Below are 13,287 nucleotides of genomic sequence, written 5' to 3' on the forward strand. Positions count from 1 at the left end.
TAAGAGGTGAGAATAATGAAGCTTATAAAAGCTGTTAGAGGAACTAAAGATATCTATGGAGAAGAGGCAGTAAAATATACATACATATCTAAAATGGCTCAGGAAGTATTTGAAAATTATGGGTATACATATATAAAAACTCCAATATTTGAAGAAACTGATCTGTTCAAAAGAGGAATTGGAGAAGGAACTGATGTTGTAGAGAAAGAAATGTATACATTTAAAGACAGAGGGGAAAGAAGTATAACTCTAAGACCAGAAAACACTGCATCAGTAGTAAGATCATATCTTGAGAATGGTATCTATGGAAAAGAAGAGGTAACAAGATATTATTACAATGGATCAATGTTCAGATATGAAAGACCACAAGCTGGAAGACAGAGAGAATTCAACCAGATAGGGGTAGAAGTATTAGGAGAAAGTTCACCTATATTAGATGCAGAAGTAATAGCAATGAGTTATACACTTCTTGAAAAATTAGGAATAAGTGATCTTGAAGTTCATATTAACTCAGTTGGAACAACAGCTTCTCGTACACAGTACAGAGAAAAATTGTTAAATTTTCTTAACCCTATTAAAGAAGAATTATGTGAAGACTGCCAAATGAGAATGGAAAAAAACCCACTAAGAGTCCTTGACTGTAAAGTAGAAAAATGTAAAGAGCTTACAAAAGAAGCTCCTAGTATAATAGATTCTCTTACAGAAGAAGAAAGAGCTCATTATGAAGATGTAAAAAAATATCTTGATATTTTTGGAATAAAATATGTTGAAGATCCAAAATTAGTAAGAGGGCTTGATTATTATTCAAGTACAGTTTATGAAATAGTTACTAATAAACTTGGAGCACAGGGAACTGTATTAGGAGGAGGAAGATATGACAATCTTCTGAAACAGTTAGGTGACAAGGATATTCCAGCAGTAGGATTTGCAGCTGGAGTGGAAAGAATGATGATGTTGTTGGAAGAATATCCTAGCAACAGTCCTGATGTCTATGTAGCTTGGCTTGGAGATGAAGCAAAAGATTTTGGTATAAAAATAACTAAAGTATTGAGAGATGCAGGAGTAAAAACTTTTGTAGACTTCAATTCTAAAGGTATGAAATCTCACATGAAAAAAGCTGATAAACTTGGAGTAAAATATTGTATAATAGCTGGAGAAGATGAAATTAATAAAGGAACAGTTGTTTTAAAAGATTTTGCTAACAGAACTCAGGAAGAGTTATCATTTGAAAAAGCAATGGAAATAATTAAAGAATCTAGATAGAGGAAAAATTTTAAGGAGAGGATAGTTATGATTTATAAAACTCATAATTTAGGTGAATTGAGAAAAGAGAATATAGGACAGGAAGTAATTCTTTCTGGTTGGGTAGACACAAAGAGAGACCTTGGTGGGTTGACTTTTGTGGATATGAGAGACAGAGAAGGAAAAACACAGGTCATCTTTGACATAGATGTAGCGCCTAAAGATGTAGTTGAGCAGGCTCAAAAACTTAAAAATGAATCAGTTATAAGAATAGTTGGAGAAGTAAAAGAAAGACAAAGTAAAAATCCAAATATGCCTACAGGAGATATAGAAGTTTTTGCTAAAGAACTTACAGTATTAAACAGCTGTGATGTTCTTCCTTTCCAAATCTCAGGAATAGATGATAATCTTAATGAAAATATCAGATTGAAATATAGATATCTTGATATCAGAAGATCAAGAATGCTTCATAACCTTAAAATGAGACATAAAATGATTATGGCAATAAGAAACTACATGGATAAAGAAGGATTCTTGGATATAGATACTCCTTTACTTACAAAATCTACACCTGAGGGAGCTAGAGACTTCCTAGTTCCATGCAGAATAAGCCCAGGAGACTTCTATGCACTTCCACAATCACCACAATTATTCAAACAATTATTGATGATTGGGGGAATAGAAAGATATTTCCAATTAGCTAAATGTTTCAGAGATGAAGACCTTAGAGCAGACAGACAATTTGAATTTGTACAATTGGATATAGAGATGTCTTTCGTAACTATGGAAGATGTAATGAGAACTATAGAAGGACTTGCTAAAGATGTATTTACTGCTATTACTGGAGAAGAGGTTAACTATACTTTCCAAAAAATGCCTTATGCAGAAGCAATGTCAAGATTTGGTTCTGATAAACCAGATATTAGATTTGGTGTAGAACTTAAAGATTTAACTGAAATAGTAAGAAATTCAGGATTTAAAGCTTTCCAAGAAACTGTAGCAAATGGCGGAATAGTAAAAGCTGTAGTTGCACCTCAGGGAGCAGAGAGATTCTCTAGAAAAATTATTGGAGAATATGAAGAGCATGCTAAAAGATATTTTGGTGCTAAAGGAATGGCTTACATAAAAATAACTGAAGAGGGTATAAACTCTCCAATAGCTAAATTCCTTTCAGAAGATGAAATGAAAGCTATAGTAGAAACAACAGGAGCTGTAAAAGGAGATATCATCCTTATTATAGCTGACAAAGCAAAAGTAGTATATGGAGCTTTAGGAGCTATCAGAACTAGAATAGGAAAAGAATTTAATCTTATCAATCCTGACGAATTTAAATTCCTATGGGTAGTAGATTTCCCTATGTTCCAATATGATGAGGAAGAGAAAAGATATAAGGCTGAGCATCATCCATTCACTTCAATAAAAGATGAAGATTTAAATGCTTTCTTAAATGGACAAACTGAAAATATCAGAACTAATACATATGACATGGTACTTAATGGATTTGAAATTGGTGGAGGTTCTATCAGAATATTCAATCCAGAAATTCAATCTAAAGTATTTGACAGATTAGGACTTACACCTGAAGAAGCTAAGACTAAATTTGGATTCTTCCTTGATGCATTTAAATATGGAGCACCACCTCATGGAGGGCTTGCATTTGGATTAGACAGATGGCTGATGGTAATGCTTAAAGAAAATTCTATAAGAGACGTTATTCCATTCCCTAAAACAAATAAAGGACAATGTCTAATGACAGAAGCTCCTGGAGAAGTGGATGATGGGCAGTTGGAAGAATTATATTTAAAAAGTACTTATGTAGAAGAAAAAAATCAATAATTATAGAAAAAACGAATTATTGAATAAAAAAGAACTTTAAAATGTTGAAAAAAAAATAAAATAATGATATAATTCCATTATAAGAATAAATGTTTCTGACCTACTCGCTATTTTCACGAGGTTTTGGGCCTAATGTCGTCATGGGGTTGGCGCTGTATATAGTAACTCAGCAAAGTCACGATCATCTTAAAGCTTAAGTTGTTTTACGGACTCTGTATGCTTTATATAACTGACTACCACTTTTGGGTTTGGCGACTAAAACTGTACTGAAGGCGGTAGGTTGGAGTTATTCTTTTGGGACTTTGTGTCCCTTTTTTATTTGACTGATATTTTGAAGAGAAATAAATAAAGTGTGAGGTGGAATAGTGCTTATCATAGATAGAGAGATAGCAAAAATTTTTGAAAATACAATAAAGAAACTATATAGTGAAAAGGAAACAAAAAAAGTAGAAGTATCTGTTGCTACAAATGAAAAATTTGGAGATTTCCAGACAAATTTTGCAATGATGAATTCTAAAATAATAGGTAAAAATCCAAGAGTTATAGCTCAAGAGGTTCTTGATAATCTTGAAGAAAATAATGTTATTGAAAAATTAGAAATAGCAGGACCTGGATTTATCAATATATTTTTAAAAAGCGAGTATCTTGGAGAGCTTTTAAAAAAATCAAGAACAGAAGAATATGATTTTTCTTTCTTGAATAGAGAGGGAGATGTAATAATAGATTACTCTTCGCCAAATATAGCTAAAAGAATGCATATAGGGCATCTAAGATCAACAATAATAGGAGATTCGATCAGAAGAATCTACAAATATCTAGGTTATCATATAGTAGCTGATAATCATATAGGAGACTGGGGAACACAGTTTGGGAAACTTATCATTGGATACAGAAGATGGCTGAATAAAGAAGCTTATAAAGAAAATCCTATTGAAGAGTTAGAAAGAGTTTATGTAGAGTTTTCTAAGCTGTCTGAAACTGAGCCAGAACTTGAAGAGGAAGCAAGACTTGAATTAAAGAAACTTCAAGATGGAGATGCTGAAAACTTTGCTCTTTGGAAAGAATTTATAAAAGTATCATTAGATGAGTATGATAAACTTTATAAAAGATTGGGTGTTCATTTTGATACATACTATGGAGAATCTTTTTACCACCCTATAATGCAGGGAGTAGTAGAGGAACTTGTAGAAAAAAAATTGGCTGTAGAAGATGATGGAGCTAAAGTTGTATTCTTTCCAGAAGAAGACAATCTTTTCCCATGTATAGTACAAAAGAAAGATGGAGCTTTTCTTTATTCAACATCTGATATAGCTACTATCAAATTCAGAAGAGAAACTTATAACATAAATAAACTTATATATCTTACTGATGAAAGACAACAGGATCACTTCAAGCAGTTCTTCAGAATAACAGATATGCTTGGATGGAATGTAGAGAAACATCACATCTGGTTTGGGATAATGAGATTTGCTGATGGAGTATTCTCAACTAGAAAAGGAAATGTAATAAGACTTGAGCAGCTTCTAGATGAAGGAAAGAAAAGAGCTTATGAAATAGTACAGGAGAAAAATCCTAGTTTGTCTGAAGAAGAAAAGGATAAAATAGCAGAAATAGTTGGAGTAGGGGCAATAAAATATGCCGACCTTTCTCAAAACAGACAAAGTCCTATTATATTTGAATGGGATAAAATTCTGACTTTTGAAGGAAATACCGCTCCTTATCTTCAGTATTCTTATGCAAGAATCCAATCTATATTAAGAAAAGCTGAAAGTGAAGGAAAAAATGTAGATTACAGTAAAGAAATAAAAATAGAAGATAAACTAGAAAGAGCATTAGCTGATCATATAACAGCATTTCCAATGGCTGTGCTAAAAGCTTCTGAAACATTTAAGCCAAATATAATTGCAGATTATTTATTTGAGCTTTCTAAGAAATTTAATAGTTTCTACAACAGCTGTCCAATATTAAATCAGGAAGATGAGATTTTATATTCAAGAGCACTTATAGCTAAGATAACAGGAGAAACTATTAAGGATGGATTATCTCTGCTTGGAATAAAAACTCTGGATAGAATGTAAGTGAAATTTAATTTATTTTCTTACTTTAAAGAAGATAAATGTTTTAAAAGAAAATGAAATGGCTTAGAAATAAAATCTAAGTCATTTTTTTGTACCATCAAAAGAAAAAAATGGTTAAAAATGTAAAGAATGTTGTTTTTGTGATATAATAAGGATAGAAAAAGAATTATTTAGTACAAAAAAGTTAAGTTTTAAGGAATGAAAAATATCAAATAAAAAGCATGGTGAAGTTATGGGGAAAAATAAGATAGTAATAGTAAGTGGATTAAGCGGAGCAGGAAAAACTACTGCATTGAATACAATGGAAGATATGGGTTATTATGTTGTAGATAATCTTCCTTGTGAAGTAGGAAATTTTTTTATTAACACTTCTATTGAAAAATTAGGATTAGGAATAGATATTCGTTCATTTAAAAAAGTAGATGAATTTTTTCAGCTTTTACTTGAAATGAAAAAAGCAGAGATAGACTATTCACTTATTTTTATTGAAGCTTCTGAAGAGATAATACTTAACAGATATAATCTGACTAGAAGAAGACATCCATTGGAAGCTGACACTCTTTTAGAAAGTGTTCAAAGAGAAAGAGAGATAATGTTTCCTATAAGAGAGGCTGCAACTGGAATAATAGACACAAGTTATATAAAACCTAAAGAGCTGTCAGAAAGAGTAAGAGAAATACTCATGGTAGATGGAGAAACAAAAGATATAAATATTCATGTACAGTCATTTGGTTTTAAATACGGGATTCCCATTGACCTTGACCTTCTTTTTGATGTAAGATTCCTTCCTAACCCCTACTATGTAGAAGAATTAAAAGAAAAAACTGGAGAAGATAAAGCGGTGTCTTCTTATGTAATGGGATATGATGTATCTCAGGAATTTGCTTCAAGACTTTTGGATTTGATGGAATTTCTTATCCCTAATTATATAAAAGAAGGGAAGAAACACTTAACTATCGGTATAGGATGCAGCGGCGGTAAACATCGTTCAGTAACTTTAGCTTCACTTTTATACAGAGAGCTTTCTAAAAAGGATAAACTGAATGTATATATTAGCCATAGAGAGAAAGAGAGAGGAAATTGGTAGAAAGTAAAATAGATATCAAAAAAATAGATATACCTGAAAATCCAGGAGTATATCTAATGAAAAAAAATGGCAAGATAATCTATGTAGGAAAAGCTAAAAACTTAAAAAACAGAGTATCTTCATATTTTAACAGAGAGCATGAAAGTGAAAAAACTAAAGAACTGGTAAAAAATATAGAAGATATAGAATTTATTATATGCAATAGTGAAATAGATGCTTTTGTCCTTGAAAATAATCTTATAAAAAAGTACAGCCCTAAATATAATATAGCTTTAAAAGATGAGAAGACATATCCCTATATAAAAATCAGCAGAGAAACATTTCCAAATATCAAGATGATCAGAACAACAAGAGCTCTTGATAATAAAACAGGAATGTATTTTGGTCCATATCCTCAGGGAGGATGGAATCTGAAAAAAAATATTGTAAAGATATTTAAAATCAGAGACTGCAACAGAGATATGAATAAAGTATATGCAAGACCATGCCTTAAATATTTTATGAAGATGTGTCCTGGTCCTTGTACTTACAAAAATATAAAAGAAGAGTATAATGAGCTTGTAGAAGGGGCTAAGCAGCTTTTAAAAGGACAGGGAAGAAGCGTAATAGAGGAATTAAAAAAGAAAATGGAAAAAGCTTCTGAAGATATGAAGTTTGAAGAAGCCATAATGTACAGAGAGCAGATAAAAGAAATAGAAAATACTGTAAATAATCAAATAACTGAATATGGAAAAGAATTGGATGAGGATATTTTCAATATAAAAGAAGAAAATAACAGAGTATTCATCTGTGTATTAAATGTGAGAGATGGTAAAATTTTAGGAAAAATCTCGACAAATATAGATTTAAAAGATAAAATATATGAGAACATACTTGAAGTAGTTGTGATGGCATTTTATAATAAACATCCAATACCTCAAAATATAGTGTTTTCAAGTGAATATGAAAATGAGAGCAGCAGAGTGCTTGAAGCTTTAAAAAAGGATAAAAATAAAAAAATAGAATTCTTTTTTCCAAAGATAAAAAGCAGAAGAAAAGAACTTTTAGAAATGGGAGAGCTCAATCTAATAAGAGATATAGAAAATCATTACAGAAAAAAATCTGTTATTGAAGAGGGACTTTACAAGATATATACTACTTTATCTCTTAAAAGATATCCTAGAAAAATTGAATGCTTTGACATATCTAATATTCAGGGTAAAGATGCTGTAGCATCTATGAGTGTATCTGTGGAAGGAAAAGCTTCAAAACAGGATTACAGAAAATTTAAGATCACATGTAAGGACACACCAGATGACTTTGCAATGATGAGAGAAGTAATAACAAGACGCTATGGAAAACTTCCAGAAAATGAATTTCCAGATGTAATACTTATAGATGGAGGACTAGGGCAGATAAATGCTGCTGGGGAAGTTTTTAGAGAATTAGGTAAAGATGGTATATCTGATCTTCTCAGTTTAGCAAAAAGAGATGAAGAGGTATATAAATATGGAGAAAATATACCATATGTTTTCTCAAAAGATCAGGAAGCATTAAAAATATTTCAAAGAGTGAGAGATGAAGCACATAGATTTGGTATAACATACCATAGAAAACTTAGAAGCAAGAGAGTGCTGTCTTCTGAACTGGATGAGGTAGAGGGTATAGGAGAAAAGAGAAAAGCAGTTCTTTTAAAAGAATTTGGCTCAGTATCAAAAATAGCAAAAGAAGATATAGAGTCTCTTTCAAGGTTTGTACCTAGAAATGTTGCAGAGAATATCTTAGAAAAATTAAGAAAAAAGTAAACTGGAGGAAATGATGAAGAAAAATGCCTTTGTAGTATTTTTACTGACTATGCTGATGCTGACTGGATGTCAGAAACTTGTTGCAAGGAGAGACGAAAGCCAGGTAGTAGAATTTGCAAACAAAATGCCAAAAGGAGAGTACACACTTAAAATTTACAGACTTGATTATCCAGAAACACCTTCAGACAGGGATGCTTTTTATGAAAAATTCAGCGTTCTTATGTCAAAAATGGTAGCTCATAATAAAGATATAAACCTGATAATACCTTTTGAGTTATACCAAGATATAAAAAATATAGGTAAAAGAGATGTTAGAGAGTCAGAAAAAGTTTATTATAAACCTGCTTCTGAATTAACTGAAGATGAAAAAGAATTTATAGATTCAAAAATAGATATAAGTTATCCAGAAAATGCAGGGATTTTTCAGGAATATTTAAATAAGCAGGTATATTACTGGTTAAATTATCTGAAGAGAGGGAATGAATATAATTTTGGAAACTATTACACTGAACTTGATAAAATGAAACTAGTGGAAGAAATATTTGAAAATAGAAAGATGATTTCAAAGACTTTTGAACCAATTGAAAATGATTTTATTTTAGAAGTGAATAGTTCTAATATAGAGGAAGCTGGGAAAACTGGACTTCCATTATATACAGATGGTACATTTGAAAAAGAAGATAGTATTTTATCTCCAGTAATTATTTTGAAAAAAGCTATATGGGAAACTCTTATACCTGATAAAATAGTTTTAGCAGAAGGGATGATTACTGAAAATGTAAAAGACTATGAATTTGGAGTGCGTGTTATAAATATTGCTGATCCGACATCACTTGTAGAAAACCTTGAAAATGAAGAAAAAGGGTTAAAAATAAAAGATTTGAAAAACTTTAAAATGGTAAAACCAAAAGAAGTAATTTTGAAGAAAGCAAGTGTTAGGGAAAATGAAAAAGGAAGAGATATCTTAAAGATTGAAAATGAGGAAACTCAATGGAGGATCAATTAATGTTATATATATTTTTTCTGATTCTGTTATTAATTTTATTTTTTTATGTTTTAAAAAGACAGGAGAAGGAACATTTTGGAGATATAATTAGGATACTTACAAGTCTTAGAGCTAAGAAAGATATAGAAGACATCCCAGATATACTTAAAGATGAATATACAGAAACGTTGAACAAAATAATCAAGCAGGAACTGGAGTTGGAAAACTCCATAGAAGAACTGAGAGAATATAGAAAAGAACTGGAAGTTACATATGATGCACTTGTAACAAAATCAACTCAGCTGGAATACAGTAATCATATACTTGAAAGAAGGGTTGAAAATCTATCTAATTTAAACTCTCTTTCCAGAGCAGTATTATCTATATTAGAAGTTGATAAAATTATAAATATAATTTTGGATGCATATTTTGTGCTCACAGGAGCAAAGAGAATATCTCTTTACCTTTGGGAAAACGGCAAACTGAAAAATAAAAGAATAAAAGGTGCTATAAAATTCAGAGGGGAAGTTTCCTATCCAGAGGAGATATTAAAGGAATATACAAGAAATGATTTTAAGAAGATATATGAAGAACTGTCAGTAGGATTTGCAGTACAAAAGGATGAAGTAGTTGTTATTTCTCCTTTGGTAGTAAAAGGAAAAGAACTGGGAGTTATTTATGTGATTGAAGATAAAAATAAACTTATTGACTTAGATGAAGAAACTATATCTGCTCTTGTAATACAGGTTTCCATAGCAATAAACAATGCTCAGATATATGCAGACCTTATTGTTAAAGAAAGAATGTCAAATGAATTGGAAGTTGCAGCAAGAATCCAAAAGAAAATACTTCCAGAAGATATAGATGAAGTTTTTGGATTGGAAATCGCAAACTATTTTGAACCTGCAAAAGAAATTGGTGGAGATTATTATGATTATACTATTCTTGATGATGATAATTTCTCTATAACAATAGCAGATGTCAGTGGTAAAGGAGTTCCAGCTGCCTTTTTGATGGCTTTAGGAAGATCTGTATTGAAAACAGTAACAATAACAGGAGATACAGGACCAGCTGAAAACTTAAATGAATTGAATAGAATTATATATCCTGATATAACAGAGGATATGTTTATTACAATGATGCATAGTAAATATAATAAAAATACAAAAACCTTGCATTATTCAAATGCTGGACACAATCCTCTGGTAGTATATAGAGCAGAGACTGATACTGTTGAGCTTCATACAGTAAAAGGTGTAGCAATTGGATTTTTGAATGATTATAAATACAAGCAGGGTGAAATCAAACTTGGCAAAGGAGATATAGTAATCTTCTACACAGATGGAATAAATGAAACAGAGAATAAAAATAAAGATATGTTTGGTATAAATAAACTTAAAGAAGTAGTTTATCAAAACAAATTAAAGAGACCTGAAGAGATAAAAACAGCTATACTGGAAGAATTGAATAAATTCAGAGGAGATTATGAACAGGTAGATGACTTGACATTTGTTATACTTAAAAGCAATCTTTAAGAAAGGTGAGGAAATTGGCAGAAAGAGTTAGCATAGGAGGGCAGGCAGTTATTGAGGGTGTAATGATGAGAAGCCCTGAATGGCTGGCAACAGCAGTAAGAAAACCCTCAGGAGAAATAGTATATAAGAAAATCAAAGTAGGCGGAAAAAGAAATAAGCTTGCAAAGATACCATTTGTCAGAGGAGCAGTGACTCTTTTTGATGCATTGGTACTTGGGATAAAGGAGCTTACATTTTCTGCAAACCAGTCAGAAGAGGAAGAAGAAAAGCAGCTTTCACAAAAAGAAGCAGTAATGACAACAATAGTATCATTGGGATTAGGGATAGGGTTATTTGTAGTTTTTCCATCTCTTATCAGCAGTTTTGTTTTTGCAGATAATAGAATATATTCTAATTTATTAGAAGCAGTATTGAGACTTGCATTTTTTGTCTTTTATATATGGATAATATCATTTTCAAAAGATGTAAAAAGAGTCTATGAATATCATGGAGCAGAACATAAATCTATTTATGCTTATGAAAATCAAATGGATCTTACACCAGAAAATGCAAAAGGATTTACAACACTTCATCCTAGATGTGGAACAAGTTTTCTATTAATAGTAATGCTCATATCAATTATAGTATTTTCATGTATGGATTTTATACTACCAGTTCCAGCAAATGGAATAGAAAAAGTAATAACAAAAGTAGTATTGAGAGTAATATTAATGCCTCTTATAGCTGGGATATCTTATGAAATACAGAGATATAGCAGCAATCATTTAGATAAAATATGGGTAAGAGCACTAGCATTTCCAGGATTATCTTTACAAAGAATAACAACAAAAGAACCAGACCTGTTGCAATTAGAAGTTGCGATTGTAGCAATAAAGGCCGCTTTAGGTGAAAAAGTGGAAAATGCTACTGAAATTGAAGGTTAAATTAGAGAAAAAATATTGTTATTCTTTAGATGGTATGATATAATTGTGAGGTATAGTGTGCAAAAATCAGTATATAAATTTACTTATAGAAACATAGGAGACTGAAATGAGACTGAAAAATGAAATTGAATACGTATTTAGAATACTATTGTATTTAACAATAAATGGGGATAATAGAATTATTTCTTCAAATGAAATTTCAGAGAAAGAGGAAATTCCTCATTTATTCAGCCTAAGAATACTTAAAAAATTAGAAAAAGCTGATTTGGTTTTAATTTTTAAAGGAGCTAAGGGTGGGTATAAACTAAAAAAAGACAGCAGCGAAATAACTTTAAAAGATGCAATCGAATCAATTGAAGGAAATATCTGCATCAAAGATTGTTTGGAATCGCCAGAGAGTTGCACTTTAAGAAAAGGTAACTGTGGGGTGCATAGAATATTGAAAGATATAGAATCACAATTTATATCTAGATTACAAGATGTAAACTTCAGAGATTTAGCTGATGGAAAATATTAATAAAAAATAGGAAATAAAGGCTGACTATATTTAGTCAGCCTTATTTTACATTAGGAGATATATAAATGAGAAAAGGAAAATTAATTTATGAAATAGGAATAGACAAAAGAGGAAAATTTGTAGAGAGGCCTAATAGATTTGTGGCAGATGTAAAATTGGAAGATAATAGTGTGGTGACATGCCATGTACATGATTCAGGGAGGATAAGAGAGCTTCTTTTTACAGATAACAGTATAGGTATAAAAAAAGCTAAAGAGGGAAGTATAAGAAAAACTCAATGGGATGTAATATCAGCTCTTTCAGATGATAAAGAAGATATTTTGATAAATTCATCTTATCATAGATATATATCAGAAAAATTTTTAAGAGATGAGAAATTATCTCCCTTTGGAAAATATAGTAATATAAAAGCTGAAGTAAAATATGGAGACAGCCGTATAGATTATCTTATAGAAAAAGATGATAAAAAAATCTGGGTGGAAGTAAAAGGAGTCTCTCTTTCACTGAATAAAAAAGCAATGTTTCCAGATGCACCTAGTACGAGAGCTCAAAAGCACTTAAAAGAGCTGATGAAAATAAAAGAGAGTGGAGACAGGGCTGCTGTACTGCTTCTTGTATTTAGAGAATCAGATACCTTCAGACCTAAATGGGAAACTGATCCAAAATTTTCAGAATTATTTTATGAAGCTATTGAAAAAGGAGTAGAAGTATATCCAGTTCAATTTTTCTTAAAAGATGGAAACATAATGTATGAGGATAAAGAGATAAAAATATTATCAAAAGAAGAAAGATAATTTGATGATGCCAGACAGAAAAAGTTAAATTAAAAAGTAGAAAAAGGGAATATTTAAATAATTAATAAAGCAAGAAAAATGTAAAAAATATTTTACAGCAATGTTTTTCTTGATTTAATCTCTTAAAAGGGGTATAGTTAAAGTAAGATGTAAAGTAGGAGGTATCTTTAATGAATAATTATAAATTTATACATCATAAAGAATGTGAATTTTTTCCATGTCACGAAATGAAAAATTTAGAAGATTTTAACTGTATGTTCTGTTATTGTCCTCTATATATGATGGGAGAGGAATGCGGAGGAAATTTTAAATATACTCCCCATGGAATAAAGGACTGTTCAAATTGTAATCTTCCTCATATTAAAGAAGTTGGGTATGCTCACATTCAAAAGAAGATGCTTGATGTTATAGAAAGAGTACAAAAAGAATATTTAGACAAGAAAAAAGAAGAAGAAAGCAAAAAATAAAACATTCAGGTAATTACAGCAGTTAAAATCATTAACTGC

11 protein-coding genes are annotated in these 13,287 nt (G+C 30.8%); all 11 read left to right on the forward strand.

The genetic code is table 11. The features are described from left to right. Positions 1–15: 15 nt before the first annotated feature. The 11 genes from hisS to C4N20_RS11975 all read left to right on the forward strand — a co-directional run bounded on the left by hisS (position 16) and on the right by C4N20_RS11975 (position 13,248). On the forward strand, positions 16–1,263 hold the full coding sequence (gene hisS, locus C4N20_RS11925) for a histidine--tRNA ligase (RefSeq protein WP_005976635.1): 1,248 nt from the start codon (positions 16–18) through the stop codon (positions 1,261–1,263). A gap of 27 nt (positions 1,264–1,290) precedes the next feature. Beyond that, positions 1,291–3,078, forward strand: coding sequence for an aspartate--tRNA ligase (gene aspS, locus C4N20_RS11930; RefSeq protein WP_005976637.1), 1,788 nt, complete (start codon positions 1,291–1,293; stop codon positions 3,076–3,078). 365 nt (positions 3,079–3,443) lie between these two features. Then, positions 3,444–5,156, forward strand: a complete 1,713-nt coding sequence (gene argS / locus C4N20_RS11935; protein WP_005976639.1) for an arginine--tRNA ligase — start codon at positions 3,444–3,446, stop codon at positions 5,154–5,156. A gap of 232 nt (positions 5,157–5,388) precedes the next feature. Beyond that, a complete protein-coding gene (rapZ, locus tag C4N20_RS11940; RefSeq protein ID WP_005976640.1) occupies positions 5,389–6,243 on the forward strand; it encodes an RNase adapter RapZ in 855 nt (284 codons plus the stop codon). A gap of 8 nt (positions 6,244–6,251) precedes the next feature. Continuing rightward, the gene (uvrC, locus tag C4N20_RS11945; protein WP_040490658.1) at positions 6,252–8,027 is read left to right on the forward strand and encodes an excinuclease ABC subunit UvrC; all 1,776 of its coding nucleotides are present in this window, start codon (positions 6,252–6,254) and stop codon (positions 8,025–8,027) included. A 13-nt stretch (positions 8,028–8,040) separates the two neighbouring features. Next, a complete protein-coding gene (locus C4N20_RS11950; protein WP_005976645.1) occupies positions 8,041–9,033 on the forward strand; it encodes a hypothetical protein in 993 nt (330 codons plus the stop codon). Then, on the forward strand, positions 9,033–10,547 hold the full coding sequence (locus C4N20_RS11955; protein ID WP_005976647.1) for a PP2C family protein-serine/threonine phosphatase: 1,515 nt from the start codon (positions 9,033–9,035) through the stop codon (positions 10,545–10,547). The genes C4N20_RS11950 and C4N20_RS11955 overlap by 1 nt, the downstream gene beginning before the upstream one ends. 62 nt (positions 10,548–10,609) lie before the next feature. Next, positions 10,610–11,470: a DUF1385 domain-containing protein gene (locus C4N20_RS11960; RefSeq protein WP_172453952.1), complete on the forward strand. Its 861-nt coding sequence runs from the start codon at positions 10,610–10,612 to the stop codon at positions 11,468–11,470. A 106-nt stretch (positions 11,471–11,576) separates the two neighbouring features. Next, on the forward strand, positions 11,577–11,987 hold the full coding sequence (locus C4N20_RS11965; protein WP_005976651.1) for an RrF2 family transcriptional regulator: 411 nt from the start codon (positions 11,577–11,579) through the stop codon (positions 11,985–11,987). A 65-nt stretch (positions 11,988–12,052) separates the two neighbouring features. Next, a complete protein-coding gene (sfsA, locus tag C4N20_RS11970; RefSeq protein WP_005976653.1) occupies positions 12,053–12,781 on the forward strand; it encodes a DNA/RNA nuclease SfsA in 729 nt (242 codons plus the stop codon). Positions 12,782–12,951: 170 nt separating this feature from the next. After that, complete coding sequence (locus C4N20_RS11975; RefSeq protein WP_005976655.1) at positions 12,952–13,248, forward strand: cysteine-rich small domain-containing protein; 297 nt, start codon at positions 12,952–12,954, stop codon at positions 13,246–13,248. The last annotated feature ends 39 nt before the right edge of the window (positions 13,249–13,287 follow it).

It is taken from the genome of Fusobacterium ulcerans (assembly GCF_003019675.1).
GTDB classification, from domain to species: Bacteria; Fusobacteriota; Fusobacteriia; order Fusobacteriales; family Fusobacteriaceae; genus Fusobacterium_A; species Fusobacterium_A ulcerans.

What these genes read in the sequence shown, in the direction of transcription:
- hisS (WP_005976635.1), top strand. Translation starts at nt 16, where the DNA reads ATGAAGCTTATAAAAGCTGTTAGAGGAACTAAAGATATCTATGGAGAA.
- aspS (WP_005976637.1), top strand. Translation starts at nt 1,291, where the DNA reads ATGATTTATAAAACTCATAATTTAGGTGAATTGAGAAAAGAGAATATA.
- rapZ (WP_005976640.1), top strand. Translation starts at nt 5,389, where the DNA reads ATGGGGAAAAATAAGATAGTAATAGTAAGTGGATTAAGCGGAGCAGGA.
- C4N20_RS11950 (WP_005976645.1), top strand. Translation starts at nt 8,041, where the DNA reads ATGAAGAAAAATGCCTTTGTAGTATTTTTACTGACTATGCTGATGCTG.
- C4N20_RS11955 (WP_005976647.1), top strand. Translation starts at nt 9,033, where the DNA reads ATGTTATATATATTTTTTCTGATTCTGTTATTAATTTTATTTTTTTAT.
- C4N20_RS11960 (WP_172453952.1), top strand. Translation starts at nt 10,610, where the DNA reads ATGATGAGAAGCCCTGAATGGCTGGCAACAGCAGTAAGAAAACCCTCA.
- C4N20_RS11965 (WP_005976651.1), top strand. Translation starts at nt 11,577, where the DNA reads ATGAGACTGAAAAATGAAATTGAATACGTATTTAGAATACTATTGTAT.
- sfsA (WP_005976653.1), top strand. Translation starts at nt 12,053, where the DNA reads ATGAGAAAAGGAAAATTAATTTATGAAATAGGAATAGACAAAAGAGGA.
- C4N20_RS11975 (WP_005976655.1), top strand. Translation starts at nt 12,952, where the DNA reads ATGAATAATTATAAATTTATACATCATAAAGAATGTGAATTTTTTCCA.